This is a genomic window from Zymobacter sp. IVIA_12111.31 C1, from assembly GCF_047495495.1.
In the GTDB taxonomy this organism is placed as follows: domain Bacteria; phylum Pseudomonadota; class Gammaproteobacteria; order Pseudomonadales; family Halomonadaceae; genus Zymobacter.
Genome location: NZ_CP179930.1, coordinates 1,950,372 through 1,976,753 on the forward strand (window position 1 = coordinate 1,950,372; position 26,382 = coordinate 1,976,753).

The window sequence follows — 26,382 nt, forward strand, 5'->3', positions numbered from 1 at the left end:
GCCCGGTCACTACAGAAAGATGCGCTTGTCAGGAACGCGTATGATACCACTGCCAGCCTCGGCTGGCAGTGCCTCAGTGAGAGGCGTGATACAGTTTGGCGCGGCGTTCGAACTCCTGAACGCGCTGACGCGAGAACTCGACCGTCTGGGCAGTGATCACGCTCTGGTTTTCATCGCGCAGTTCACCCTCAAGGTAGCGAGCGATAGCGCGAGCGGTCTCGTACATCGCTTCAAACGCCGTGCTCAGCTCATTGGCTCCAGGCATCGGCATCAACAGCCACACCCCTTTAGTGCTGAACTCGTCCATCTCGTCGAGCGGGAATTCGCCCGGCTTCAGGGTATCAATGACCGAGAACTGCAACGGGCTGTTGTCGTCATCGGTTTCGAAGCGGTGGAAGACGCGCGTCGTCGGGCAGTAGCGCAGCCCGCAGGCCAGCATCAGCTTCAATAGCGCCATGCCATCGAAGGTTTCACCATCACGTGCCATCACCGCAATCGCGATGACTTCAGAGGCCGACGCCAGCGTTTCGCGTGCTTGCGTACCATTAACGAGGTGGCGGCGGGCACGTTCGATATCCGGGTGGCGAGCACTCACGGCATCACGGTCGTCCCACTCAGGCTCATCGTCCTGATCCTCATAAACGTCTTCGGCATACTGCTGCGGCTCATCGGTGTCCCGATAGTCATCGTCTTCGTAGCCGTACGCATCGTCGATGCTTTCTTCGACGTAAGCGTCACGCGACGGTTCGCGGCGACGTGACGACGGTGCGAACAGTGGGTCGTCATCGTCCAGCGGCGCAAGCGGATCCTCACGATGAGCATGAGTGCGCGCTGCCTGCTGTGCCCGAGCACGGTCGTCCTCTTCGCGCTGTTGGGCCTGCAAGGCCAGCGCTTCTTCACGAGCCTGCTGCTGAGCGGCTTCTTTCTCGGCCCGGCGCTTCTCTTTTTCTTCGGCACGACGCGCACGCGCTTCCAGACGGCGAACGCGCGCTTCTTCGCGCGCCTGTGCCTTACGTTCACGACGTTCGGCCAGCACTTCCTTCATGTGCGCCAGCCCATCAAGCGGACGACGCCATAGGATCTCCGACAGCCCTTCGTAGCGCGGATCATCAACCGCCTCTTCTTCTGGAACGTCGAAAGGCTCGGGGGCCAGTTCGTCTTCCTGCGCCTCATCGTCGTGCTGCAAAGCCTCATATTCATCATCATGAGCGACGGCTTCCTGCGCTACCACATCGACGGCATCACCAGCGTCAGGCGCGTCATCCGCACGGTCGACACGCTCCTGATAGTGAGTGGGCGTCGGCTCCGACATATCGGTCGCAGCGGGTTCGCTCTGAGTGGGCGTAGAGGCCTCCATAAGCGCAGCGTCGGTCATAGCGTCAGCCTCTGCTGCTGCGGCCGAACGAGCACCATCAGCGGGCGTTTCGGCGGCGGCGGTTGTTGTCGTTGTCATTACAGCAGGAGTGGCGCGCGCCGCATCGATCACCGAAGCGGCCTGCACGGTGGCGGAAGGGGCCTCACTTTCAGGAATGCGCGTCTTCAACCCTTTGCGTTCAAAGGCCGAGGCTTGGCGTACGGGGGGCGGCTGTACGGTCGCTTCCTTGACCACACGAGCGCCACCGTTGGGCAATTCCCATTCGGTCTGTCGCGCAATGTCGTCATCGCTCTTCTCGTGCTGGGCAGCGCGCCCGGCATCAAGGCGCGAGGACTGACGCTGGCGCTGTAGACGACGCACGCCATCAATGACGATGATCGCCATCAGTATCAGTCCCAGAATAATCAGCCACTCTCTCAGTTCCATCGTGTCCAGCCTGTCTCGAGCCTTGCCACCGCACTGTACGTCCTGTCTTCGGTTACCCGAATGCGGCGGTCTCCTTGATTATCATGTATCGAACAGCCGTTTCACACGGCTTGCCCGGAGAATTATCATCCGTAACAGCACGAAGCGACTGTTTGTCAACATAGAATTATGGTCAACCGTTGTGGCAATGCCAAGTCATGTCTACATAGGTTCCACAGCATTGCCACCTTCCTTATGCCTCTGCCAGCGCCGCTGCCGCCTCGATATCGACCGCTACCAGCCGCGATACGCCGGGTTCCTGCATGGTGACCCCCATCAGACGATCGGAGGCCTCCATCGCTATCTTGTTGTGCGTAATGTAAATGAACTGAACGGTTGCGGACATATCACGCACCAGCCGTGCATAACGCCCCACGTTGGCATCGTCGAGCGGTGCGTCCACCTCGTCCAGCATACAGAACGGAGCAGGATTCAATTGAAAGATAGCAAACACCAGCGAAAGCGCCGTCATCGTCTTCTCACCGCCTGACAGCAAATGGATGGTGCTGTTCTTTTTACCGGGAGGACGCGCCATGATGGCGACCCCCGTTTCCAGCAGGTCATCTCCCGTCAGCGTCAGCCATGCCGCACCGCCACCGAACACGCGCGGGAACAGCTCACCCAGACGCCGGTTGACCTCTTCAAAGGTGGCACGAAAGCGTGTGCGGGTTTCATGATCGATCTTGCGGATCGCCTTTTCGAGCGTATCCAACGCATCCGTCAGCTCGCTGTGCTGTGCTTCCAGATAGTTACGGCGTTCGGCCTGCTGCTCGTATTCTTCTATAGCGGCCAAGTTGATCGCACCTAAACGCTTGATTCGCGCTGATGTTTCTTCCAACGCATTCTGCCAGGCCGATTCACTCGCATCCTCCGGCAGCTGTTGCATCAACGCGGTCAGCTCAAGGCCCAGTTCGACCAACTGTTCTTCCTGCGCATCCGCCTTAAGCGCATGCTCTTGCACCTGCAAGCGCAGAGTCTCGATCTGCGTGCGCAGTTGCTCCTGATCCTTCTCGAACTGCTGGCGCTTCTGTTCGCTGTCGCGCATCTGTTCGGCCAGCTGACGGGTACGATCGCGTACCGCCGTCAACGCGGCTTCTTCACGCGTTCTCTGGTCGAGGTAGTCATCCAGCTGTGCTTTCAGCATTTCCTGAGGTTCGATGAGCGCTTCGCGCTCTTCCTGCAGCGCAGCATATCGCTCATCAAGACGCTGACGCTGATCGGCACCGCGCGCTTGGGTACGCTGCATGCCTTCCAGTTCCGTCGTCAGCCGCTGCGCTTCCAGCGCCAATTGGGACTGACGTTCGCGCGCGGGGGCCAGTCGCGTCTGCAAATGCTGCCATGCCTCGTTGGCCTGCTGACGTTCGCTGGCCTGCTGTTCGCGAGCAGCCGCCGATGTTTCAGCCACGTCGATGGCCATCTGCCACCGCTCGCGGGACTCTTCCAGCGCCAGTGCATTTTCCTCACGACGCTCGGCCAAGGTCATCAACTCTGCCGTCAGTTCTTCACGACGCCCTTTGAGGTGCTGAACGCGTGATGACAGCCCGGCCCAAGCCGCCTCGTGCTGGCGAGACTGCTCGGTATGGCGTGCGGCTTCTTCATGCAGCTGCTCAAGCCGATCATCACCGCTCTGCTGGCGCGCAGCGATATCCGAAAGCTGTGTGGTCATGGCTTCCAATTGCGCGTCAAGCTGCGCCAGCTCAGCATCAATATCATCCAATCGGCGACGCTGGGCCATCACGCTATCATCGCGAGCCTGCTCGCCCAACCGACGCGCCCAACCGTGGCCGATCCACAGCCCACTGCGCGTGATTAGGCTCTCGCCATCCGTCAGCGTTGCCGCCTGTGACCAAGCATCGGCGTCTTCATCGACAGCGCGAATGCCATTGAGCCATGGCGTCAACCCACCCGCTCCCTGCACAACAGCCGCCAGCGATCCCACCGTGGGTGTAGTGACACGATCATCAATCACGCCCAGCTCGCCTTTTTCCAGAGCAAGCTGATTCAGCGCATCAATAGACGCCACGCGAGCATCCAGCCACGGTGCCAATACCCATGACACAGCGGCCTCCCAACCGGGTTCGACACTCAGACGCTCAGCCAGCAGCGGTGCTTGATCAAGCCCGGCGGCTGTCAGTGCGTGCTGACGCTGCTGGTCATCGTGGTCGAGCGCGGCCGCCAGCAGTGCCTGCAAGGAAGATCGTTCGCCAAGCAGCGTATTCTGGCGTGTCAGCAGTGTCTCACGTTCCTTCTGCACCCACTGCTGCGTGTCATTCAGCTGCTGGCGCTGCTCGCGCAGACGCTGGCGTTCTTCTTCCAGTTGCTGAAGCTGTTCAGCGTCCTGCTCGCGAATCAGGTCCAGTTCGGCCAACTCTTCATCCAGCAGTGCCATATCGGGCACTTCGGCCAGCTGTTGCTGACGCTGTTGATGCTGACGGTCGATATCCGCGCGCTGTTCTTCAAGGCGGCGTACCTCGCCCTGCGCCCGTTCTGCACCACGGGTCTGCTCACCGCTCTGCTGTTGAATCCGTTCCCAGGCCGCCTGTGCTTGCTGCTGGCGCTCACCCAGTTCGGCCTGTTCCAGCTCTAGCTGCGCCATCATCTCTGCCGCTTCTTCGCGGTCGAGTGCTAGTGCTTCCAGACGCTCTTCGATTTCCTGCTGGCGCAGCTGGTCGGTGCTGGCCAACTGATCGAACTCTGCCTTTTCCTGCTGAACGCGTTCCAGTTCGGCGGCCAGCTGACGCTCACGGGTGCGGGCGTATTCGAGCTGCTGCTCAAGGCGTGCCACGGTCGCAGTAGTGTCGGAAAAGCGCCGCTGGTGCTCATCAAGCGACTCGGCTAGCCCGTCGTGACTGAAGCGGTGCTCTTCCAGCAGGCGTTCGCACTCGCGAATACCATGAATGTTCTTTTCGCGGGTGATTTCTAGCGCACGCACCTGCGACTCGGCTTCCTGCTGGCGCGCGCGCCATGCATTGCGCCGCAGCAGCGCCAGTTCACCCTTGAGGCGGTGTTCCTGTTCCTTGAGATCGCGATAGCGCCGCGCCGCATCGGCCTGACGTTTTAAGCGTTCCAGCTGTCGATCCAGCTCTTCACGCAGGTCATCAAGACGTTCGAGGTTGTCGCGCGTACGCCGCATACGCTGTTCGGTTTCCTTGCGGCGTTCCTTGTAGCGCGAAATGCCCGCCGCTTCTTCAAGCGTGGCGCGCAGTTCATCGGGGCGAGCCTCTACCAGCCGCGAGATCATGCCCTGTCCGATGATGGCGTAGGAACGTGGTCCAAGGCCGGTGCCCATGAAGAGATCCGCAATGTCGCGACGACGGCACTTTTCACCATTGAAGAAATAGGTCGACTGACCGTCGCGAGTGACGATGCGCTTGACCGACAGCTCGGCATACTGAGCATACATGCCACCCAGCGAGCCATCGCTGTTATCGAAGGTCAGTTCAATAGAGGCTTGCCCGACGGGCTTGCGTCCCGTTGAACCGTTGAAGATGACGTCGGCCATCGATTCGCCGCGCAGCATCTTCGCCGAAGACTCACCCATCACCCAGCGCACGGCATCAATGACGTTGGACTTGCCACAGCCGTTGGGCCCGACAATACAGGTCATGTTGCCTTCAAAGGGGACGGTGACCGGATCGACGAATGATTTGAATCCTGCCAGCCTGATCGAGGTTAATCGCATCCTGACTTCCGTTACTGTGCGTGTCGTGCAGGTAGCGTAGAAGGAGGTCCCAGCGCCTGTAGCTGCTGACGGGCCTGCGCCATGTTCTCACGCAGTCGGGCGCCTAGCCCTTCGGCATCCGCGCCGCCGTCCAATGCCAGCTGCCAGTGCTCAAGGGCGCTCTGGTAGTCATGGCGCGTATAAGCGGCCACACCCAGCATGCCCTGGATGGCAGGGTGCTCCGGCTCGACGGCCAGCACTTGGCGACACAGTAAGGCCACCTCGGGTGTCACCACCCCACCCGCCGCCATGAACCGCATCTGGGCCAGCTGAGCCAGTCCTTGCGTCGACTCTCCTTCGATACGCATCTGCTGCCTGAGGGCAAATATGGCTTCGTCATAGTGCCCAATGTTCGTATAGAGCGGCCACAGCACCGCCCAGACATGGGGGTTGTGTGGCTGCAGGCGCGCCAGAGGTTCAAGGCTATCGACATAGTCCTGTACCGTGGCTCGCGGGCGCTCGGCGACGCTCTGCCAGACTTCGTGCAAGCGGAGGTCGTCATGTGCACCAAAGTGCAAGTATCCCACGATAACCGCCAGAACGGCTACCATCATGGCGCCACAGGCACCGCATTTTCCTGCGTTAACACTGCCACTTGCGACATCTTCACCGGATTGGATCGCTTTCAGCAGACGACGTTCGATATTCATGCACGCCGTCGCGTACTGATCATCGTTCAGTTCACCGGCGCGATGCGCGCGCTCGATATCAGCACGTTCATCGCGATAGGCCATAACATTTGCCACCTCACGCGAAGGATGACAGTGATCAATCATCAGGCTGCGTCGCATCGCGGGCGCACTGCGCGCGGCATACACGACCGTTACCCCCAGCGCACCCAGCAACACCAAACACCCTATCATCAACAACATCATGCGCGGTGCTCCTTACGCTCATCGTCAGGATGACGCGCCAGAACGCGCTGCAACAGCGCCTGCTCATCAGGATCAAGCGGCTCAGCCTGTATCGGATAGCGTCGTGAACGCACGGTCAGAATGATTCCTCCTGCCGCCAACACCCCCAGTACCGCCGGGCCGGCCCACAACAGAAGTGTTCGCGATGACAGCCGCGGCTGATACAGCACATACTCACCGAACCGGGCGACCAGTTCATCCTGTATCCGTTCATCGCTATAGCCCTTCGACAACCACGCCGCCACATGGCGCCGCATATCGACGGCCACTGGTGCACTGGAACTGCCTATCGCTTGGTTCTCGCACTTGGGGCAGCGCAGCGAATCTACTAGCTGCGCATAGCGCGATTGCAATGCTGGATCATGAAATTCAACCGTCTGAGCCGCTCCGACATTCAGCGCCCAACCACACAGCACCCCCACTCCCCAGCGATAGACCTTACGTTTCATGCGCCAGCTCCTGCAGCAGGGGCCGGATCTGCCCGTCGATCAAAGGTTCTGTGAGCGCGCCGGCATGGTGGTAGCGAATCACGCCGTGGGCATCAACGATAAAGGTTTCCGGCGCACCGTAGACCCCCAAGTCGAAGCTCAGACTGCCGTCAGCATCCATGATATTGGCCGTATAGGGATTGCCGTGCCGTTCGAGAAAGCCCAGCGCATCGCTGCGCTCATCGCGATAGGCGATGCCGACGATACGCACGCCTTCCCGCTGCAATTGCAACAGTTCTGGCACCTCATCCTCACAGCTTGGGCACCAGCTCCCCCATACGTTCACCAGCGTAATCTGCCCATCGAACAGTTCCGGGCCTTCTTTGTCCGTCTGTCGGTCCAGCGATGGCAGCGAAAAAGCCGGAAACGACGTAGCTAATCGCGCCGAAGGGCGATCCTGCTGACGGGTCAGCAGTCCTACGCCCAGCACGATCACCAGTGCGATGAAGATGACCAGCGGAAGCCACACCCACCGTTGGCGCGTTTTCATCCTTGAACCTCCTGTGTACCTTCTTGCTTGTCAGGGCACTCTTTCATGCAGCGCTTGTAGAAGCGGTAGCGTCGATCCATCGTCGCCAACAAAGCTCCCGCGGCAACCAGCAATCCGCCCATCCAGATCCAGCGTACGCGCGGCTTGATCTGGATACGCATCGCCCAGCTACTGCCCTTGTCGAGCGACTCCCCCATCGCGACATACAGATCACGTTTCAGATGACCATCCAGCGCTGTTTCGGTCATCACCTGGCCGCTAGCCGGGAAGTAGCGTTTTTCTGGGTACAGATGGGTCACTAACTGTCCATCCCGCGACACCCGCAGTGTGGCCACATCAGCGTCATAGTTGGGCCCGGTCTGACGGCGCACACCGGTCAGCATGAAATCGTAATCGCCTACCTCAATCGGCACGCCATGCGGCATCCGGACATCGCGCTCGACGCTGGCATTCGACACGATGGCAATGCCCAGCACGATGAATGACAACCCGATATGTCCCAACATCATGCCGTAATAGCTGCGCGACAGGCGTCGAAGGCCTTTCAGCCCCCCCGCATTGGCCATCGACACGATCGCATCACGCGCCAGCGGCAGTGCCACCCACACCGCCAATATGGCGGCCAGCGTGACCCACGGATCGAAGCGTGCCACCTCATGCCAAGCCAGCAATGGCCCAAGCACCAGCGCAACAGCCAGCAGCCACTGCGACCGACACCACAGCAACGCGGCAGGCATGCTTTTCCAGCGCAGCAGCGGCGCAATGCCCATCAGCACACACAGCACGACCCCCAGCGGCAGAAAAATCAGGTTGAAATAGGGAGGCCCCACCGAAATTCGCCCCAACCCGAGCGCGTCCAACGCCAATGGATACAGCGTGCCCAGTAGCACAGTCAGCATCATCACCAGCATCACGACCGTGTTGAGCAGCAGAAACAGATCACGCGACAACCAGCTAAACGTGACATAGCTGGAAAGCCGCGGCGCTCGCCAGCCGTACAGCCCCAGCGAACCACCGATCGTGATCAGCAACAGAACGAGGATAACGCCACCGCGCGAAGGGTCATTGCTGAAAGCATGCACCGAGGTCAGCACCCCAGAACGCACCAAGAAGGTGCCCAGCAGCGACAGCGAAAAGGTGAAAATAGCCAGCAGCAGCGTCCAGCGCTTGAAAGCGTCACGTTTCTCGGTCGCGGCCAGTGAATGCACCAGCGCACACCCCGTCAGCCACGGCATCAGCGACGCATTCTCGACCGGATCCCAGAACCACCAGCCTCCCCAGCCCAGCTCGTAATACGCCCACCAACTGCCCAGCACGATGCCCACGGTCAGGCACGCCCAAGCCACGTTGGTCCACGGCCGCACCCAGCGGGTCCATGCCGCATCCTGACGGCCACTCCACAGTGCCGCGATGGCAAAAGAAAACGCCACGGAAAACCCGACGTACCCCAGATAGAGCATCGGTGGATGAATAATCAGACCGATGTCTTGCAGCATGGGGTTGAGATCAATCCCCTCGGCGGGTACCGGCAACAGCACGCGTTCAAACGGGTTGGACGTCGCAACGATGAAGATCAGAAAGGCGGCGCTGATGAGCCCCATTACGGCCAGCACGCGCGCTTTCAGTACGCTGGGCAGCGAACGGGCCAACGCGCATACCGCCAGCGCCCACAGCGATAGCAAAGCCACCCACAGCAACATCGAGCCTTCATGCCCGCCCCACACCGCGCATAAACGGTAATAGAGCGGCAGTGCTCGGTTGGAATGCTCGGCCACAAAGGCCACGCTAAAATCATTAACGGCAAAGCAGTAGGTCAGAATGCTGTACGCCACCAGCACGCAGAAGGTCTGCAGGCAGGTCAGCGGCCCCGCCACGGCAATCCACAATGGGCGACGCCAGGTCAGCCCCGCCCACGGCATGACGGCCTGCAGCACAGCACTGACCATCGCCGCCAGCAGTGCCAACAGCCCCAGTTCGGGTATCCATTCCATTCATTCATCCTTGTTGAACAGCGTAGTGCCCCATGCCACGAAGGCCGGCACCGTCAAGAACAGGCACTTCGGTCCACAGCGTCGGGCTAGCGATTACGCGATCGTGCCGCAGCGCCTTGCGTGACGATGGTGCTGATTTCAGGTGGCGTATATTTCTCGTCATGCTTGGCCAGTACCTGCGAGGCCTGCAGATGCCCCTTGTCCAGCAGCTGGCCCGTCACGACAACGCCCTGCCCTTCACGAAACAGATCCGGCAGCATGCCGTCATAGCGCACGTTGATGTCCGCCTTGAAGTCCGTGATCACGAAGCGGACCTGTAATGAGTCGGCCGCGCGTTGCACGCTACCGACTTTCACCACCCCACCGGCACGCAGTGCGTGACCGCTAGGAGCCTCACCCGCCACGATCTGCTCTGGGGTATAGAAGAGATTCATGTTAGCCCGTAGTGCATACACCAGCAGGCCGACGGCCACGGCCGCCAGTGCAACGATGCCCACCACCACGATCAATCGCTGTCGTTGCCGAGGCCTCATGGCGATTCTCCCTCCGGCATTGATGCATTCCCACGTCGCGCCATCGCATCATTGCGCCGCTGCTGCCGCGATAGCATCGCCATCACACGTCGTCGCTCAATCCGAGCATGCAGCATCAACCCCAGCAGCACAGCGGCGGTAACGCCCCACGCAGGCCACACGTACAGCCCATAGCCCTTCATAGTGAGAAACTCGTGAATGCTGGAAAACCACATCATGATGCTGCGTCCTCCCTGGACATCGACGCCTGCGCCAGTTGCTTGACCCACGCCATCGAAGCCTCACGCCGCAGAATCTCGCTGCGCGTACGCATCATGACCAGCGTTGCCATGAACAGATAGCCTCCCACGATCATGACCAGCAGCGGCAACCACATTGACGCCGGCATGGCGGGCTTATGGGCAATGGAAAACGATGACGCCTGATGCAACGTGTTCCACCACACCACGGAATATTTGATGATTGGCAGATTGACCAATCCCACCAGCGCGATAATGCCCGCCGCGCGCGCACCCGCCAGTGTCTGCTGAAAAGCACCGCGCAACGCGATCACCCCCAGATACAGGAACAGCAGTACCAGCATCGACGTAAGCCGAGCATCCCATGTCCACCACGTTCCCCAGGTAGGGATACCCCATACGGCTCCCGTGAACAGCGCCAGAAACGCCATAGCGGCCCCAAACGGCGCCATCACCGAGGCCAGCATGTCTGCCAGTTTGATGCGCCAGATCAGGAAAACAGCACTGCACAGCGCCATCAGCAGGTACACGCTTTCAGACAGGATAGCCGTCGGTACATGCACATACATGATGCGCATGCTGTCATGCTGCTGATAGTCGGGCGGCGCGATGACCAGCCCCCATATCGACCCCACGGCCAGCGTCAGCAAAGTAAGCGCGCCCAGCCACGGCAGCCAGCGACCGCTGCGCTGATAGAACCATTTGGGAGAAGCCCATTGATGCAAGTAGTGCCACATGACGGATAGCCTTGTCGTTCACGCCAGCGGTCAAGATGAAACAGCAAAGCGCTGGCGTCGGAGCGTTGAAAGGTAAGGTCGTTGTTATCGTTCGATTATTTACTGCGTACTGATATTCAAGCGTAGCGCATAAGCCACGACCCAGGGCGCAATCAATAGCGCGGTCGCCATCAGTCCACTCAGCAAGGCCATGACCGGCCACCACGGCAGCCCCAACGCGACCATCCGCACCAGACCCGCACCAAAAATCAGCACCGGCACATACAGCGGCAGCATTAGCAGTGACAGCAGAACACCGCCTCGCGGCAGCGACACGGTCAGCGCCGCACCGATAGCCCCGATCCACGCCAGCACAAAGCTTCCCGGCACCAGCGAACAGGCCAGCACCGCCACTTCCTGCCAAGACAGCCCCAGCATGACGCCCAACAGTGGCGAGATCAGCGCCAGCAGGCAGCCGTTCAGGCACCAGTGCAGCATCACCTTGACAGTGACAGATAGCACCAGTGGCTGCGGTGACAGTACCCACTGCTCAATCACACCGTCGAGGTAGTCATCGCGAAACAGCCGATCCAGCGATAGCAGCACCGCCAGCAGGGCTGCCACCCAGATGATACCGGGGGCAAAGACGCGCAGTGCTGCCAGATCGCCGCTCAGTCCGAGCGGGAAAAGCGCGATCACCACAATGAAGAACGCCAGCGGCTGCAGCCATTCACTGCGCTGGCGACAGCACAGCCGCCACTCACGCTGCAAGGCATAGCAGGCTGACTGCCAAAGCGACAGCAGCGGTCGAGCGGAATCAGGTGACGACACGGTGCCCTCCCTGTCCGTTCAAACACACGCAAATATCGGGTTTAAGCTCGACGAGCGGTTGATGAGAGGTCAGCACAACGGCACCGCCACGCTCACAGTGCGCACGAATCCACCTTTCAAGCTCAAGCACGCCGCTCTGATCGACCGCAGTGAACGGCTCGTCTAGCAGCCACAGCGAAGCCTCGTGCAAATGGAGCCGCGCCAACGCCACGCGGCGCTGCTGTCCCGCCGACAGCTGCGCTACCGGCAGATCAGCGAAGGCTGCCAGTCCGACAGCATCCAATGCTCGCCAGCAACGCTCATCAAGATCAGAGGCGGGATAGCCCGATAGCCCCCAAAACGCCTGCAGATTCTCGATCGGCGTCAGCGCCATCTTCACGCCCGTGCGATGACCGAGATAAACAAGCGCAGCGGCATAGGCATGGCGCGCTTGTTCAATCGGCGTATCTTGCCAATATACCTTACCATCATAATCAGAAATAAGACCGCACAGTACGCGTAGCAATGTCGTCTTGCCACTGCCATTGGGCCCTTCGATGCGGCATAGCTGCCCCGCCCCGACGGTCAGTGTCAGGTCTTTAAACAGTGCCCGCTCATCGCGCATCACGCCAAGCGCACAGGCAGAGAGATGAACCACGGACCGACTCCTTCGATACCCTGGACCTAGAGGAGCTTGCATCCTTGCAAGCCATCATAATGTAGACACTATGGTACACAGACAGCGCACGAGCTAAAATTACCAAAAGGTAACTGTGCAACTGCGTCCATACTGCTTCCCATGATGACAACACTGCCACAGGAAGCAAATCAACTGTACGTTCATCGGCTTGCGCCTCTTCCCAGCAACCGGAAGGTCAATCCATGTTACTATGAACCTTCTCAACGGCAGCCATATCGACAGGCTGTCATGCACTTTCTGGCGTGAAGGGCATGCCTTCACGCGCTGGTTCAGGCGATCTCCATGTCTGCATCAACACACGGCCCCACATGCTTCAAGGTTCCCGTCGCGACGCTGGACGAGCCTCACACCCATGAGATCGAAGTGACCAAAAGCCGCTTCATCACGTGGATTGCGCGCTGCAGCACACCCGATGATGCTCATCTGCTGCTTGAGCTGGCGCGTGACGCCTATCCCGACGCACGCCACCACTGCCCCGCCTTTGTTGCTGGTCCTCCCGGCGAGCAGATCGACATCGGTTTTTCCGACGATGGCGAACCCGGCGGCACGGCCGGGCGCCCGATGTTCCAAGCCATCGACGGCAGCGGACTGGGAGAGATCGGTTGCGTCGTCATTCGCTATTTCGGGGGTATCAAGCTCGGCACAGGCGGGCTCGTACGCGCCTATACCAAGGCTGTCCTGCAGGCACTGGACACACTGCCCACCGAGGAATACGTCGTACGCCGCAGCCTCACCCTGTGCGTCGATTTCAGTGACGAACACTCGGCGCGCTATTGGTGCGAACAGCAAGGCGGCCAGATCAGCGGCGTCGACTACGGCGCAGACGGAGTACAGCTCACGCTGGCATGGCCGGCAGGAGCACCACTCGATATCGATGCCCTGTCCCGCCAACTGCACGGCACGGCATCGCTGAAAGAAGCGTAAGAACCATGCATTCGCTCGCCGAGTGCCTCACCGGGTGTTACCGCCGATCAGGATGCGTATAATCGCCGCCTTGATCGGAATGACCTCGACGAGGAACCCCCATGTTCGGCACTGCACTTCCTGCCATGCCCCCCACCGCTTATGCCGACCCGAGCGCATCACGGGCAGGCCTGATCGGCCTTGCACCGATGGAAGGTGTCATCGACGTTACCACCCGACGCTTGCTCAGTGCCCAAGGAGGCCTAGACTGGGTTGTGACCGAGTTCGTGCGTGTCGTCGACCAGCCACTTCCTCCTCGCGTATTTCATCGTCTATGCCCAGAGTTGGCTCAGGGCGCCGCAACGGCCGACGGTACCCCCGTCCAATTACAGCTGCTGGGCTCAGACCCAACCGCCATGGCTGAAAACGCCCGCATTGCCGTAGGCTGCGGCGCAACAGCGCTGGATATTAACTTCGGCTGCCCCGCCAAAACCGTCAACCGTCATGGCGGCGGCGCTTCGATGCTGAAATCCCCCGCTGACATCCATGCCACGGTAGCCGCCGTATGCCGCGCAGTACCCGACACACCGGTCAGCGCCAAACTGCGTCTGGGGTTTGAAGATCGCCAACTGGCCTTGCAGTGTGCCGCTGCAGCCGTGCAGGGCGGCGCTCGATGGCTGACACTGCATGCCCGTACCCGCAAGGAAGGTTATCGTCCACCGGCACACTGGGAGTGGATCGCTCGCATTCGCCATCATGTCAACGTGCCCATTGTCGCCAACGGTGATATCTGGACGCTGGAAGACTACTGGCAGGCTCGCGCACTGTCAGGCTGCCGCAATGTCATGATTGGCCGTGGACTACTGTCGGACCCACTACTGGCTGCCCGCATTCGCCATTGGCAGCGAACAGGCGAACAGCTTCCGGCCACACAATGGGCCGAACGTGCTGCAGTACTCCGTGCATTTGCCGAAAGCCTTGCCAACGACCTGCCCGAAAAGGTGGTCGTCTCACTGATCAAGCAGTGGCTCAGCCTGATGCGCCAGCACGACACGGAGGCCGCCGAACGCTTCGTGCATCTACGCACACTACGCCACACCGATGACTTGCTTGACGCACTGGATAACCCCATCATCCCGTAATCCCCTCCCAAGCCATTCCCTTCTAGGCTTCTGACATCCTACCGCGCTGTTGACGCTCAGCGCGGTAGCGCCATAGCAAATTGAAGCTGCCGCCCCAGAACACGCCATCAATGGCACCGCTCCATAGCCCAACGATCATCATCGTCCATGTCGATGACACTGCATCTTGATGCGTATGCAGATAGGCCGCCATGACAAAGCGGGAGATGAACGCCACCACGATAAAGCAAAGCGGCAAGGCAGAACCCGCCCGAACAACATGTCCCGGCGTACCGGCATCTCTCAGCCCCGGAGAGGCACGCCAGCACCACCAGCCCACAAGAGCTCCCAATGGCAACCCTATAAGCGCCGATACCCATGCCAGAACCGACATTTCGGTATCTTGGCACAGTGCATAACTCCCCCAGACCAAGAAGATCACTGGCAGCAGCAACAGCCGAGTCAGTGACATCGTACGGTCCTGAAGCGCCTTAACGCCTCTCAGTACCAACACCACCAGAAGCACCCAGACCCACGTAGGCGCATGTGAAATGATCTGCATCTGCCCTCCTCTTCCATTCCAGAATCAATGATCTACCTTGCGCATTATGCGACGGACCGAGCTACACAGGCATCCTAATCGACCACTATGGCGTGAGGCGTGAGGCGTGAGGCGTGAGGCGTGAGGCGTGAGGCGTGAGGCGTGAGGCGTGAGGCGTGAGGCGTGAGGCGTGAGGCGTGAGGCGTGAGGCGTGAGGCGTGAGGCGTGAGGCGTGAGGCGTGAGGCGTGAGGCGTGAGGCGTGAGGCGTGAGGCGTGAGGCGTGAGGCGTGAGGCGTGAGGCGTGAGGCGGTGAGGCGTGAGGCGTGAGGCGTGAGGCGTGAGGCGTGAGGCGTGAGGCGTGAGGCGTGAGGCGTGAGGCGTGAGGCGTGAGGCGTGAGGCGTGAGGCGTGAGGCGTGAGGCGTGAGGCGTGAGGCGTGAGGCGTGAGGCGTGAGGCGTGAGGCGTGAGGCGTGAGGCGTGAGGCGTGAGGCGTGAGGCGTGAGGCGTGAGGCGTGAGGCGTGAGGCGTGAGGCGTGAGGCGTGAGGCGTGAGGCGTGAGCAGTATGTGAACGGCGCTCACCCACTGCAAGCCTTTATTTCGGCATAAACCGACTAATGAGGCTTTTTTTCATGGATACAAAAAAGCCCCGCCGATCATATAATCAGCGGGACTTCTCTATATGGCGCGCCCGAGAGGATTCGAACCTCTGACCCCTTGATTCGTAGTCAAGTACTCTATCCAGCTGAGCTACGGGCGCAAAACTTGGAGAAGATAATTTAGAGTGTTTTCTCTAACACTTTAAGCTATGGCGCGCCCGAGAGGATTCGAACCTCTGACCCCTTGATTCGTAGTCAAGTACTCTATCCAGCTGAGCTACGGGCGCATTCCATAATGCATTGAGATGACAATCAAACTGATTTGAATGTAAATCTCATTTCCCTGTTAAATTTCTTCGTGGCGCGCCCGAGAGGATTCGAACCTCTGACCCCTTGATTCGTAGTCAAGTACTCTATCCAGCTGAGCTACGGGCGCATTACGAAAAACTTTAAACAGCGTTGACGGTAATGGCGGAGAGGGAGGGATTCGAACCCTCGATAGGGCTATAAACCCTATACTCCCTTAGCAGGGGAGCGCCTTCAGCCACTCGGCCACCTCTCCCTTACCGACGGCGCACATAGTATCTATTTATCTTTCGCCTGTCTAGTGCTGTTTGATATTTTTATTGAAAAAAGCGTTGCAATTCAAATCGGAGGCCACGAATTCAGGCCTTCAGCGGCACCGCAGGCCGCGTCAGCCGTGCATTCTTGCAACATCGGCTCATTCTTCGTCAGTGTCACTCTTCTCCTGAGAACGCTCGTTCTGGATGCGCTGATAGATTTCCTCTCTATGCACAAGAATATCGCGAGGCGCTTCTACACCAATACGCACCTGGTTTCCTTTGACCCCCAGGACGGTAACGCTGACGTCATCGCCGATCATGAGTGTCTCGCCACTGCGGCGAGTCAGAATGAGCATCTGGACCTCCTTTGTCTTATACGACGTTATGTTTCCTGTTCTTGCATGCAGCACCGTCTAAACACACGTACGAGGCTTCCTGAGGAGAAGCCCCGCACGCAAGGTCAGACCATGACATCGTGTCCACGGCACTACCTAAATGCCTTGCTCGTAATGACTCACTGTAGAGCATCCGTGCAAAAGCCGCACATGCTACCCCCTATACTATATAAGAGGCAGCTGCAGACGTTGCCGTCTAGTGACAATGCTCGGGATCATACTTCCCGAGGTTCAGCATCCAGCCCGAAAGCCGTATGCAATGCGCGTACCGCTAGTTCCGTGAATTTCTCGTCGATGATGACGGAAATCTTGATTTCAGACGTCGAGACCATGCGAATGTTGATGCCTTCGGCGGCCAACGTACGGAACATCTGATCGGCCACGCCCGCATGCGAACGCATACCCACGCCTACCAGAGACACTTTTGCGATCCGTTCGTTTCCACGCAGTTCACCACCCAACGTCGGCACGACCTGTTCTTCCAGCAAACGACATGCCTGACGGAAGTCCTGTTTGCTGACGGTGAAGGTGAAATCGGTACGCTCATCCTCGATAGCAATGTTCTGGATGATCATATCGACTTCAATGTTGGCCTGCGCAATCGGGCCAAGAATGCGGGAAGCGATACCGGGGACATCAGGCATCTTGCGCAGGGTGATCTGCGCTTCGTTGACGCTGAACGCAATTCCGGAGATCTGCGGCGCTTCCATGTTATGCGTTGACAAGTGTTCTTCCTCCGCAACGATCAATGTACCAGGACCTTCTTCGAACGATGACAATACGCGCAGCGGCACATTGTACTTGCCTGCAAATTCAACGGAACGAATCTGCAGCACCTTGGAACCAAGGCTAGCCAGTTCAAGCATTTCTTCTACGGTAATGGCATCAAGACGACGGGCATGCGCGCATACGCGCGGGTCGGTCGTATAGACACCATCCACATCGGTATAGATCTGGCATTCGTCTGCTTTCAGTGCAGCCGCCAGCGCTACCGCCGTCGTATCGGAGCCGCCACGTCCCAGTGTCGTGATCTCGCCGTTTTCATCCATACCCTGGAAACCCGCCACCACGGTGACACACCCAGCATCCAGATCGCGACGCAGACGGTCAGTGTCGATATGGCTGATGCGCGCACGCGTGTGGGCTGTATCGGTATGGATGCACACTTGTGCCCCGGTATAGGACACCGCTTCTACTCCTATCGACTGCAACGCCATCGACAACAGCGAAATTGTGACCTGTTCACCGGTAGAGACCAAAACATCCAGTTCTCGTGGATTTGGTTCCTCGGAAATATCGTTTGCCAGTCCCAGCAGACGGTTGGTTTCACCGCTCATGGCCGAAACGACGACGACAATCTGATGCCCATCTTCGCGAAAGCGTTTTACTTTCTCTGCTACCGCGCGAATACGCTCGATGGAGCCTACCGAGGTGCCGCCAAATTTTTGTACGTATAGCGCCATGACAGTCCTTCTATTCGGTTTATTTATTCGATTATCGGTTGGGCCCCATACATGACAAACAGAAAGGCAGCCACACGGCCGCCTTCCCTACTGTCACGTTACGTTATGCCTGAAGCTGCTCGACCAGCCATGCATCGACGCTGGCCAATGCCTGTTGCAGGTGTTCAGGTTGGTTACCGCCGGCCTGAGCGAGGTCAGGACGACCACCGCCTTTGCCGCCGACCTGGCACGCCACAGCGTTGACCAATGCCCCCGCTTTGACGCGGTCGGTCAAATCTGCCGTTACGCCTGCCGCCAGGCTGACGCGGTCACCGTCGACAACGGACAGCAGCACGACACCTGAAGACAGTTTCTGACGCAGTGTTTCCACCATGCCGCGCAGTTCCTTGCTGGAGATGCCTTCCGGTGTAGCCACCAGAAGCTTCACACCAGCAACGTCTCGCGCCTGCTCGACCAACTCTTGGCTGGCAAAGTGGGCTAGACGTGATTTCAGACGCGTCAGTTCCTGTTCCAGGTCACGCTGATGCGCCAGTGCCGCTTCCAAGCGCACTTCACACTGTTCCGGGCGCGCTTTCAGCGCAGCGGCCATACGTCCAATGCTGTCTTCTTTGGCAAGGAAAGCATCCAACGCAGACTTACCGGTTACCGCTTCGATACGACGAACGCCCGATGCAACGCTGCCTTCGGAGACGATATGGCAAAGGCCAATATCCCCCGTGCGCGCAACGTGTGTACCGCCGCACAGTTCGATGGAGAAATCCTCACGCCCCATCGTCAGCACGCGTACGTCTTCACCGTATTTGGCATCGAACAGTGCACGTGCACCCAGCGCACACGCGTCGTCGACGCTCATGATACGTGTCGTGACCGGCGTATTGGCACGGATTTCAGCATTGGCAATCTGCTCGACTTCGCGCAGCTGCTCCGGCGTCACCGCTTCGAAGTGGCTGAAGTCAAAACGCAGGTGAACAGGCGTTACCAGCGAGCCTTTCTGCTGAACGTGATCGCCCAGCACGCGACGCAGTGCTTCATGCAGCAGGTGAGTGGCAGAGTGGTTGCGACGGATATCGTCACGACGCGCGTCATCGACGTCAGCCGTGACATTCATCCCAACACTTACTGCGCCTTCCTCGACCTGACCGCGATGGAACCACTGGCCCGCCGCGTTCTTGTAGGTATCGGTCACACGGAAGCAGACACCTTCCGCGATCAGCACCCCGGTGTCACCAACCTGACCGCCGGACTCGGCGTAGAACGGCGTGTGATCCAGTACAACTGTACCTTCCTGCCCGTCCGTCAGCTGGTCGCAGCCCTGACCGTCGCTGTCCAGCAGCGCCAGTACCTGACCTTCGCCTTCCGTATGCTCATAGCCGACAAAATCGGTCTGCGTATCAATGTCGATGACGGTCTGCGCATCCGCAGAGAACTTGCTTGCCGCACGCGCACGCGCACGCTGCTCCTCGAGTGCCGCTTCGAACCCTTTCTCATCGAGCACGATGCCACGCTCACGCGCCACGTCTGCGGTCAGATCGTAGGGGAAGCCGTAGGTATCGTAGAGTTTAAAGATGGTGTCACCCGGCAGCACATTGCCGTCGAGCGCTGCAATGGACTCATCCAGCAGCTTCATGCCGTGATCCAGCGTACGCTCGAACTGCTCTTCTTCCTTCAGCAGTACGCGCGCGATATGTTCGCTCTGCTTGTGCAGTTCCGGATAGGCCTGCCCCATCTCGGCGTCCAGCGTGGCCACCAGCTTATGGAAGAACGGTTCACGCGCGCCCATTTTGTGGCCGTGACGCACGGCACGGCGAATGATACGGCGCAGCACGTAGCCACGACCTTCATTGCCCGGCATGACGCCATCGCTGATCAAGAAGGAACATGAGCGGATATGGTCGGCGATAACACGCAGCGAAGGCTGATTGATATCGGTCTGTCCGGTCAGCTCGGCAGCAGCCTTGAGCAGATTTTGGAACAGGTCGATTTCATAGTTGGAATGCACGCCCTGCATGACAGCGGCGATGCGTTCAAGCCCCATTCCCGTGTCGATGGACGGACGCGGCAGCGGATTCAGGTTGCCGGCTTCATCGCGATCGTACTGCATGAACACAAGGTTCCAGATCTCGATATAGCGGTCGCCGTCTTCATCAGGAGAGCCAGGAGGGCCACCGGCCACGTCAGGGCCGTGGTCATAGAAGATCTCAGAGCTAGGGCCACACGGACCGGTATCACCCATCTGCCAGAAGTTATCTTCCTCAAGGCGCGTCAAGCGGTCTGCCGGCACACCGATCTCATTGATCCAGATGTCAGCGGCTTCGTCGTCAGTAACGTGTACCGTTACCCAAAGGCGATCTTTTGGCAGCTTCAGTACATCTGTCAAGAACGTCCATGCGAACCCAATGACTTCACGCTTGAAGTAGTCACCGAAGCTGAAGTTGCCCAGCATCTCAAAGAACGTATGGTGACGCGCGGTATAACCAACGTTGTCGAGGTCGTTGTGCTTACCGCCGGCACGGACACAACGCTGCGCCGAGGTGGCACGCACGTAAGGGCGTTTTTCCTGACCGAGGAAAACGTTCTTGAACGGCACCATACCCGCGTTAACGAACAGCAACGTCGGGTCATTGTTGGGAATCAGGGAGCTGGAATGGACTTCGGTATGACCATGCTGCTTGAAGAATTCAAGAAACGCCTGGCGTATATCTGCGCTTTTCATGTATACCCTGCCGGTAATGAGAATTGCCGCATGACGATGACACTGCCACCGCACTACCATGTCGTACCATTTCATGCAGAAACAGTTTGCGAGTAGGCGATTTTGCCACAGAAAGCATGCACGATTGTAGTGAGTATACCCCCATCAAGGCCCTAATGAAGAGTCCCTGATGCAACAAAAAATACCAATAATCACAGACAAGTTCATCCTGCAGGCGTTTTTTGCAACACTAGGGCAGATTAATTGTCCATTTCCGGCGACCATGCGCAGGAAAGTGCGTGGCGTGTCTGGTCACCATCGAACCCCCTTCCCGCCAGAAAGCGCTGTCGTTTTGCCTTTTCTCGCAGATCATTGCCCGGCGTAGAAAATCGAGCAGCAAGTGCCTCGCAGGCCAGCGCATACCAGTCAGTATCTGCTGCCTGCAATGCCGCACGGGCGGAGGCTCCTTCAATGCCTTTCAACATCAGTTCATTAAGGATGCGGCGCGGCCCGTGGCGACGTGAGATCCGACTACGCACAAACACCTCGGCAAAGCGCGTGTCGGATTGAAGGCCCTGCTGTTGGAGGCTGTCAATTACGGACTCGACCAGCGCCCCATCCTCTGTGCGACGCCCCAGGCGGTCATGCAACTCAGCGACACTGTAATCACGACGCGCGAGTAGCCCGATAGCATATTCCATCAGTGTCGCCATCGTTTGCGGTGCCATCTCCGAGGAACGCCGCCAAGGTGATGAGCGTTTTTCCATTTTTGACCTCCTTTATCTATTTCCTTACTGCCCAACTTCAGTCTGCCTTTTTGGCACCTCGATCAGGCTCAACCGTGAAAACTCAGCGGTTCAGCAAGGACGGATCAAGATACAAAAAAGCCGATGAGGCGTGATACCCCATCGGCTTCGAATGACGTCAGTGCTATCAGTTCAGATCGTCGTCGCCCTGTTCCTGCACGTCGACGTCTGCTTCTGCCTTGGCAGCATCAGCGCTGCGAGGCTCTGAGGTCTGCAGCAACTGAGCACGCACCTGATCTTCGATCTCTTTCATAATGTCGAGGTGATCTTCCAGATATTGTGCGGCATTGGCCTTACCCTGGCCGATCTTGTCGCCATTGTAGCTGTACCATGCGCCAGCCTTGTTGATAAGGCCGCACTGTACGCCCAGGTCAATGACTTCGCCGGCATGGTAGATACCGCGGCCATACATGATCTGGAATTCGGTCTGGCGGAAAGGCGGTGCCACCTTGTTCTTCACAACCTTGACGCGCGTTTCGTTACCCACGACTTCGTCACCCTGCTTAACAGAGCCGATGCGGCGGATATCGAGGCGTACGCTGGCGTAGAACTTCAGCGCGTTACCACCCGTCGTAGTTTCTGGGTTACCAAACATGACGCCAATCTTCATACGGATTTGGTTGACGAACATGACCAAGCAGTTGGCGTTTTTGATATGCCCTGTGATCTTACGCAACGCCTGAGACATCAGACGTGCCTGCAGACCTACGTGAGCGTCACCCATTTCACCTTCGATTTCGGCACGGGGTGTCAGCGCGGCAACGGAGTCGACGATGATGACATCAACGCTGCCTGAACGGACCAGCATGTCACAGATTTCGAGTGCCTGTTCACCGGTATCGGGCTGAGAGACCAGCAGATCGTCGAGGTTGACGCCCAGCTTGGCCGCGTAGCTCGGATCCAGTGCATGCTCGGCGTCGATGAAGGCACAGGTCTTACCCTGCTTCTGCGCCTGAGCGATGACGGACAGGGTGATGGTGGTCTTACCGGAAGATTCCGGCCCGAAGATTTCGATGATACGGCCATAAGGCAGACCACCGATGCCCAGTGCGATATCCAGACCCAGCGAGCCTGTGGAAACCGACGGCATAACGGTACTCGGCGCTTCACCCAGGCGCATGACCGCGCCCTTGCCAAACTGGCGTTCGATCTGAGAGAGCGCTGCGTTTAGCGCCTTGGTGCGATTTTCGTCTTGAGCCATGAGTATGTTCCGTTTCAAAAAATGGTTCCGGTACTGGGCGTGCCAGCCCACCTGCCTTCATCGTCAAATGTGGTAAAGGACTTGACGGTTGGAAATTCAAAGCCCCTTGTCCCAGCTGACAAAGGAGTGCGGGCAGCCAACTGCCCATGACACCCCACGGAGCTTGTGACGTGTGTATATATACAGTGGTATTATAGAGACACGCTTTCTCATTGCAATGCAGAGCCGTACTTTTCTTTCATTGCCGAAGCAATATCCGGCTCTTCCTGCAATAGCAACGCCAGCCAAGAACGCAGTCCCTTCAAGGCCGCCAGCACACTGGCCTGACGCACCTGAGCGCGATCACCCTCAAAATGGAAACAGTGCGCAAATGCCGTTTCGCCATCACCCCATGCCATCCATACCGTGCCCACGGGCTTCTGTTCGCTGCCACCATCCGGGCCAGCCACACCGCTCACGGCCACGCCCAGCTTGGCACCACTGACTCGGCACCCCCCCGAGACCATTTCCTCGACGACGGCCTGGCTGACCGCTCCCTGTGCGCGCAGACTATCGGCGCTGACGTTAACCATTCGCTGCTTAGCGTCATTAGAGTAGGTCACGAAGCCACTTTCGAACCAACGCGAGCTGCCCGGAATATCCGTAATTGCACCTGCCACCTGGCCTCCCGTACAGGACTCCACGGTTGTAACGACAATACCCAACTGTCGTGCCAGATGCCCCACTTCTTCCGCTACCTGCATGATCTGAGCCTTCATGATCATTGCTCCTTGCCGATGCCTTGCTGCAGCCTGACCGAATCGTGACTTCTATCCCTAGACAAGCGCCGAGAGTACGAAGCATACATGCGATCATGTTACCCTTATGGGCTTGGTCAGCCTGCAATTAAAATCCGTCAATGATGCAAGCGTTCACGATAGCATAACCATCGACGGCAATCTGACCGCAGCGACCGCTGTCCGTTCACGGACACGCCACCTTCTTCCACTTGTCAATGTCCAGGCAATAGCACGCTCATGACTTCAAACGCGACACGCCAGCATACGCCAATGATGGCACAGTACCTGAAGATCAAACGAGAACATCCCGACGTTCTGCTGTTCTATCGCATGGGGGATTTCTATGAGCTGTTCTTCGATGATGCCAAACGGGCAGCCGAACTGCTGGATATTACCCTGACCGCTCGCGGTCAATCGGCAGGCAACCCCATTCCGATGGCTGGCGTGCCCTACCACAGCGTGGAATCCTATCTGGCTCGCCTAGTTCGCCTTGGCGTTTCCGTTGCCATCTGCGAACAAATCGGCGACCCAGCGACCAGCAAGGGCCCTGTCGAACGCAAGGTCGTTCGCATTGTGACCCCGGGCACGCTGCACGATGAAGCACTGCTGGACGCGCGGCGCGATAACCTGCTGATCGCTCTGTGCTGCCATCCTAAACCGCGCACACACGAACCGCAGTGGGGCATCGCTTGGCTGGAAGTAGCCAGTGGCCGCTTCGGTGCTCTCGAAGTGGACGGCGACGGAGAAATGTTGGCCGAGCTGCAGCGTCTATCACCTGCCGAGCTACTGATCCCCGAGTCACTGACACTCCCGGAGTCGATCGATGGTATGCCAGGCCTGCGCCATATGAGCGACTGGCACTTCGATCACGACACTGCTCACCGCCTTGTCTGCGATCAGCTCAAGGTCAATGCGCTGGACGGCTTCGGTGCAGGACACTTCGTTCATGGTGTCTGTGCGGCCGGGGCTCTGCTGAACTATGCACGCGACACTCAGCGCGCAGCATTGCCACACGTCAATGCACTCGAAATAGAGCAGCGCAACGATGCGGTCGTTATTGACGCTGCCAGCCGACGCAATCTTGAGATAGATACCAATCTGTCAGGCACGGCGGACAATACGCTCGCCAGCGTACTCGACTCGACACTGACCGCCATGGGGGCTCGCAAACTGCGCCGCTGGCTCAATCGCCCCCTGCGTCAGCAGCAACAGGTTAATGCCCGCCAGCAAGCCGTGCAGCGTCTAATTGACAGCGACCTGCTGACAGACCTGAGCACACCGATGAAGCAGATCGGCGACGTTGAGCGCATTCTGGCCCGCGTGGCACTGCGCAGCGCGCGTCCGCGCGACTTGGCCCGCCTGCGTGACGCCCTCGTGGCACTGCCCGAAGTAGCGGCTTTGCTGAAGCCCATTCCCGACGGCAGCCTGCTGGACACCCTGCGCAAGCACATCATCGCGTACCCGCAGTTACAGGACACGCTAACGCGCGCCATCATCGACACCCCACCCGCCGTGATACGCGATGGAGGTGTCATCAAAGAAGGCTTCGACAAGGAGCTGGACGAGCTGCGCGATCTGCACGAACATGCCGGCGACTATCTCGTGCGACTTGAAACCCGAGAGCGCGAGCGCACCGGCCTATCCAACCTCAAAGTGGGTTACAACCGCGTTCACGGCTACTTCATTGAGCTACCCCGCAGTCAGGCACAGAGTGCTCCCGTTGAATATATCCGCCGCCAAACGCTCAAGAACGCTGAGCGATTCATCATTCCCGAACTGAAAGAGTTCGAGGACAAGGTGCTTTCAGCCCGCGCCCGTGCTCTGGCCCGCGAAAAGCTGCTGTACGAGGAGCTACTCGATACGCTCAACGCCTACCTGAACCTGCTGTCGGCAACAGGACAGGCCTTGGCCAGCCTTGACGTATTGATGAGCTTTGCCGAGCGCGCAATCGCGCTCGACATGACCTGTCCGACGCTGACGACAGCCCCCGGCATCGACATCCGAGACGGGCGCCATCCGGTCGTCGAACATGTCTCATCGCACCCCTTCGTGCCCAACGATCTGCGTTTCGACGATACCCTGCGCATGCACGTCATTACCGGCCCCAATATGGGGGGTAAATCGACGTTCATGCGGCAGAATGCTCTGATCGTACTGATGGCCTATACTGGCAGCTTCGTACCTGCAAGCTATGCCAGCATCGGCCCCATCGACCGCATCTTCACCCGTATCGGCTCATCAGACGACCTTGCCGGAGGCCGCTCGACCTTCATGGTTGAAATGACCGAAACAGCCAACATCCTTCACAATGCCACGGAATACAGCTTGGTATTGATGGATGAAATCGGTCGCGGCACCAGTACGTTCGATGGCCTATCACTAGCGTGGGCGTCTGCCGAAGCGCTGGCCCAGCGCCGCGCATTCACCCTGTTCGCAACGCACTATTTTGAAATGACCGCGCTGGAGCAGCAGATCACCGGCGTTGGCAACCTGCACCTGACCGCCACCGAACACGACGAAGGAATCGCCTTCATGCACCGCGTCGAACCCGGTCCGGCAAGCCAGAGCTACGGTCTTCAGGTCGCTCAGCTCGCAGGTGTTCCACGCAGCGTCATCGAACGAGCACGCTTCCGACTGGCGCAGCTGGAGAGCGGTTCTGGTGTACCCGCCGCAACAACAACGGCTATGCATGTACAAGAGCCCACGCCTCAGCAGAATGACCTCTTCACAGCAGAGCCCCATCCTGCTGTGATCGCGCTGACGGAACTGGACGTGGACGATCTGACCCCGCGCCAAGCACTGGACGCGCTCTATGCGCTCAAGGCACGGCTATAAAGAACGCTCTATAGCCAACATATGAAGGTCGCTTCGACATAGC

At 58.8% G+C, this 26,382-nt stretch carries 21 protein-coding genes and 4 tRNA genes; 3 read left to right on the forward strand and 22 right to left on the reverse strand.

What is annotated here, in order from left to right; genetic code table 11:
* Window positions 1-73: 73 nt before the first annotated feature.
* The 11 genes from ACMHYW_RS08910 to ccmA form a co-directional block, all read right to left on the reverse strand.
* The gene (locus ACMHYW_RS08910; RefSeq protein WP_414499630.1) at window positions 74-1,801 is read right to left on the reverse strand and encodes a cell division protein ZipA C-terminal FtsZ-binding domain-containing protein; all 1,728 of its coding nucleotides are present in this window, start codon (window positions 1,799-1,801) and stop codon (window positions 74-76) included.
* Window positions 1,802-2,033: 232 nt separating this feature from the next.
* Complete coding sequence (gene smc / locus ACMHYW_RS08915; RefSeq protein ID WP_414499631.1) at window positions 2,034-5,522, reverse strand: chromosome segregation protein SMC; 3,489 nt, start codon at window positions 5,520-5,522, stop codon at window positions 2,034-2,036.
* Window positions 5,523-5,533: 11 nt separating this feature from the next.
* Window positions 5,534-6,436: a c-type cytochrome biogenesis protein CcmI gene (ccmI, locus tag ACMHYW_RS08920; protein ID WP_414499632.1), complete on the reverse strand. Its 903-nt coding sequence runs from the start codon at window positions 6,434-6,436 to the stop codon at window positions 5,534-5,536.
* On the reverse strand, window positions 6,433-6,924 hold the full coding sequence (locus tag ACMHYW_RS08925; RefSeq protein ID WP_414499633.1) for a cytochrome c-type biogenesis protein CcmH: 492 nt from the start codon (window positions 6,922-6,924) through the stop codon (window positions 6,433-6,435). The genes ccmI and ACMHYW_RS08925 overlap by 4 nt, the downstream gene beginning before the upstream one ends.
* Window positions 6,914-7,453: a DsbE family thiol:disulfide interchange protein gene (locus ACMHYW_RS08930; RefSeq protein WP_414499634.1), complete on the reverse strand. Its 540-nt coding sequence runs from the start codon at window positions 7,451-7,453 to the stop codon at window positions 6,914-6,916. Before ACMHYW_RS08930 ends, ACMHYW_RS08925 begins: the two co-directional genes overlap by 11 nt.
* The gene (locus ACMHYW_RS08935) at window positions 7,450-9,444 is read right to left on the reverse strand and encodes a heme lyase CcmF/NrfE family subunit (RefSeq protein ID WP_414499635.1); all 1,995 of its coding nucleotides are present in this window, start codon (window positions 9,442-9,444) and stop codon (window positions 7,450-7,452) included. The genes ACMHYW_RS08930 and ACMHYW_RS08935 overlap by 4 nt, the downstream gene beginning before the upstream one ends.
* A gap of 86 nt (window positions 9,445-9,530) precedes the next feature.
* The gene (gene ccmE, locus ACMHYW_RS08940) at window positions 9,531-9,977 is read right to left on the reverse strand and encodes a cytochrome c maturation protein CcmE (protein ID WP_414499636.1); all 447 of its coding nucleotides are present in this window, start codon (window positions 9,975-9,977) and stop codon (window positions 9,531-9,533) included.
* The gene (gene ccmD / locus ACMHYW_RS08945; RefSeq protein ID WP_414499637.1) at window positions 9,974-10,195 is read right to left on the reverse strand and encodes a heme exporter protein CcmD; all 222 of its coding nucleotides are present in this window, start codon (window positions 10,193-10,195) and stop codon (window positions 9,974-9,976) included. Before ccmD ends, ccmE begins: the two co-directional genes overlap by 4 nt.
* Entirely contained in the window at window positions 10,192-10,953 is a 762-nt protein-coding gene (gene ccmC, locus ACMHYW_RS08950) for a heme ABC transporter permease CcmC (RefSeq protein WP_414499638.1), read from the reverse strand. Before ccmC ends, ccmD begins: the two co-directional genes overlap by 4 nt.
* A gap of 99 nt (window positions 10,954-11,052) precedes the next feature.
* A complete protein-coding gene (gene ccmB, locus ACMHYW_RS08955; protein ID WP_414499639.1) occupies window positions 11,053-11,763 on the reverse strand; it encodes a heme exporter protein CcmB in 711 nt (236 codons plus the stop codon).
* Window positions 11,750-12,400 (reverse strand): cytochrome c biogenesis heme-transporting ATPase CcmA, encoded by a 651-nt coding sequence (ccmA, locus tag ACMHYW_RS08960; RefSeq protein WP_414499640.1) that lies wholly within the window; start codon window positions 12,398-12,400, stop codon window positions 11,750-11,752. The genes ccmB and ccmA overlap by 14 nt, the downstream gene beginning before the upstream one ends.
* Window positions 12,401-12,724: 324 nt before the next feature.
* Here ccmA and ACMHYW_RS08965 point away from each other — a divergent pair, with 324 nt between their 5' ends.
* Together ACMHYW_RS08965 and ACMHYW_RS08970 are read left to right on the forward strand one after the other, a co-directional pair.
* Window positions 12,725-13,366 carry an IMPACT family protein gene (locus ACMHYW_RS08965; protein ID WP_414499641.1) on the forward strand — a complete coding sequence of 214 codons (642 nt, stop codon included), beginning with the start codon at window positions 12,725-12,727 and terminating at the stop codon, window positions 13,364-13,366.
* 188 nt (window positions 13,367-13,554) lie between these two features.
* Window positions 13,555-14,487 (forward strand): tRNA dihydrouridine synthase, encoded by a 933-nt coding sequence (locus ACMHYW_RS08970; protein ID WP_414501488.1) that lies wholly within the window; start codon window positions 13,555-13,557, stop codon window positions 14,485-14,487.
* Between the two features lie 22 nt (window positions 14,488-14,509).
* Here ACMHYW_RS08970 and ACMHYW_RS08975 read toward each other — a convergent pair whose 3' ends face one another.
* From ACMHYW_RS08975 to ACMHYW_RS09025, 11 genes are all read right to left on the reverse strand, one after another.
* Window positions 14,510-15,028 carry a DUF6622 family protein gene (locus ACMHYW_RS08975; protein WP_414499642.1) on the reverse strand — a complete coding sequence of 173 codons (519 nt, stop codon included), beginning with the start codon at window positions 15,026-15,028 and terminating at the stop codon, window positions 14,510-14,512.
* Window positions 15,029-15,689: 661 nt separating this feature from the next.
* Window positions 15,690-15,766, reverse strand: a tRNA-Arg gene (locus ACMHYW_RS08980).
* A gap of 49 nt (window positions 15,767-15,815) precedes the next feature.
* A tRNA-Arg gene (locus ACMHYW_RS08985) sits at window positions 15,816-15,892 on the reverse strand.
* Window positions 15,893-15,964: 72 nt separating this feature from the next.
* Window positions 15,965-16,041 (reverse strand) — tRNA-Arg (locus tag ACMHYW_RS08990).
* Window positions 16,042-16,074: 33 nt separating this feature from the next.
* Window positions 16,075-16,167 (reverse strand) — tRNA-Ser (locus ACMHYW_RS08995).
* 159 nt (window positions 16,168-16,326) lie between these two features.
* Window positions 16,327-16,524, reverse strand: coding sequence for a carbon storage regulator CsrA (csrA, locus tag ACMHYW_RS09000; RefSeq protein WP_027704989.1), 198 nt, complete (start codon window positions 16,522-16,524; stop codon window positions 16,327-16,329).
* Window positions 16,525-16,778: 254 nt separating this feature from the next.
* Entirely contained in the window at window positions 16,779-18,026 is a 1,248-nt protein-coding gene (locus ACMHYW_RS09005) for an aspartate kinase (RefSeq protein WP_027704988.1), read from the reverse strand.
* Between the two features lie 103 nt (window positions 18,027-18,129).
* Entirely contained in the window at window positions 18,130-20,739 is a 2,610-nt protein-coding gene (alaS, locus tag ACMHYW_RS09010; protein ID WP_414499643.1) for an alanine--tRNA ligase, read from the reverse strand.
* Window positions 20,740-20,978: 239 nt separating this feature from the next.
* Window positions 20,979-21,485, reverse strand: a complete 507-nt coding sequence (locus tag ACMHYW_RS09015) for a regulatory protein RecX (RefSeq protein ID WP_414499644.1) — start codon at window positions 21,483-21,485, stop codon at window positions 20,979-20,981.
* 166 nt (window positions 21,486-21,651) lie between these two features.
* Window positions 21,652-22,725, reverse strand: a complete 1,074-nt coding sequence (gene recA, locus ACMHYW_RS09020) for a recombinase RecA (RefSeq protein WP_414499645.1) — start codon at window positions 22,723-22,725, stop codon at window positions 21,652-21,654.
* A 209-nt stretch (window positions 22,726-22,934) separates the two neighbouring features.
* Window positions 22,935-23,483, reverse strand: coding sequence for a CinA family protein (locus ACMHYW_RS09025; RefSeq protein ID WP_414499646.1), 549 nt, complete (start codon window positions 23,481-23,483; stop codon window positions 22,935-22,937).
* A gap of 258 nt (window positions 23,484-23,741) precedes the next feature.
* Here ACMHYW_RS09025 and mutS point away from each other — a divergent pair, with 258 nt between their 5' ends.
* Window positions 23,742-26,339: a DNA mismatch repair protein MutS gene (mutS, locus tag ACMHYW_RS09030; protein WP_414499647.1), complete on the forward strand. Its 2,598-nt coding sequence runs from the start codon at window positions 23,742-23,744 to the stop codon at window positions 26,337-26,339.
* Window positions 26,340-26,382 lie beyond the last annotated feature (43 nt).

Excerpts from the sequence above, each read along its gene's own strand:
- ACMHYW_RS08930 (WP_414499634.1), bottom strand. The coding sequence starts at position 7,453 with ATGAAAACGCGCCAACGGTGGGTGTGGCTTCCGCTGGTCATCTTCATC.
- csrA (WP_027704989.1), bottom strand. The coding sequence starts at position 16,524 with ATGCTCATTCTGACTCGCCGCAGTGGCGAGACACTCATGATCGGCGAT.
- ACMHYW_RS08910 (WP_414499630.1), bottom strand. The coding sequence starts at position 1,801 with ATGGAACTGAGAGAGTGGCTGATTATTCTGGGACTGATACTGATGGCG.
- ccmD (WP_414499637.1), bottom strand. The coding sequence starts at position 10,195 with ATGATGTGGTTTTCCAGCATTCACGAGTTTCTCACTATGAAGGGCTAT.
- ACMHYW_RS09025 (WP_414499646.1), bottom strand. The coding sequence starts at position 23,483 with ATGAAGGCTCAGATCATGCAGGTAGCGGAAGAAGTGGGGCATCTGGCA.
- recA (WP_414499645.1), bottom strand. The coding sequence starts at position 22,725 with ATGGCTCAAGACGAAAATCGCACCAAGGCGCTAAACGCAGCGCTCTCT.
- ACMHYW_RS08970 (WP_414501488.1), top strand. The coding sequence starts at position 13,555 with ATGGAAGGTGTCATCGACGTTACCACCCGACGCTTGCTCAGTGCCCAA.
- ccmI (WP_414499632.1), bottom strand. The coding sequence starts at position 6,436 with ATGATGTTGTTGATGATAGGGTGTTTGGTGTTGCTGGGTGCGCTGGGG.
- smc (WP_414499631.1), bottom strand. The coding sequence starts at position 5,522 with ATGCGATTAACCTCGATCAGGCTGGCAGGATTCAAATCATTCGTCGAT.
- ACMHYW_RS08935 (WP_414499635.1), bottom strand. The coding sequence starts at position 9,444 with ATGGAATGGATACCCGAACTGGGGCTGTTGGCACTGCTGGCGGCGATG.
- ACMHYW_RS08965 (WP_414499641.1), top strand. The coding sequence starts at position 12,725 with ATGTCTGCATCAACACACGGCCCCACATGCTTCAAGGTTCCCGTCGCG.
- ACMHYW_RS08975 (WP_414499642.1), bottom strand. The coding sequence starts at position 15,028 with ATGCAGATCATTTCACATGCGCCTACGTGGGTCTGGGTGCTTCTGGTG.
- ACMHYW_RS08925 (WP_414499633.1), bottom strand. The coding sequence starts at position 6,924 with ATGAAACGTAAGGTCTATCGCTGGGGAGTGGGGGTGCTGTGTGGTTGG.
- ACMHYW_RS09005 (WP_027704988.1), bottom strand. The coding sequence starts at position 18,026 with ATGGCGCTATACGTACAAAAATTTGGCGGCACCTCGGTAGGCTCCATC.
- ACMHYW_RS09015 (WP_414499644.1), bottom strand. The coding sequence starts at position 21,485 with ATGGAAAAACGCTCATCACCTTGGCGGCGTTCCTCGGAGATGGCACCG.
- alaS (WP_414499643.1), bottom strand. The coding sequence starts at position 20,739 with ATGAAAAGCGCAGATATACGCCAGGCGTTTCTTGAATTCTTCAAGCAG.
- ccmC (WP_414499638.1), bottom strand. The coding sequence starts at position 10,953 with ATGTGGCACTACTTGCATCAATGGGCTTCTCCCAAATGGTTCTATCAG.
- ccmE (WP_414499636.1), bottom strand. The coding sequence starts at position 9,977 with ATGAGGCCTCGGCAACGACAGCGATTGATCGTGGTGGTGGGCATCGTT.
- mutS (WP_414499647.1), top strand. The coding sequence starts at position 23,742 with ATGACTTCAAACGCGACACGCCAGCATACGCCAATGATGGCACAGTAC.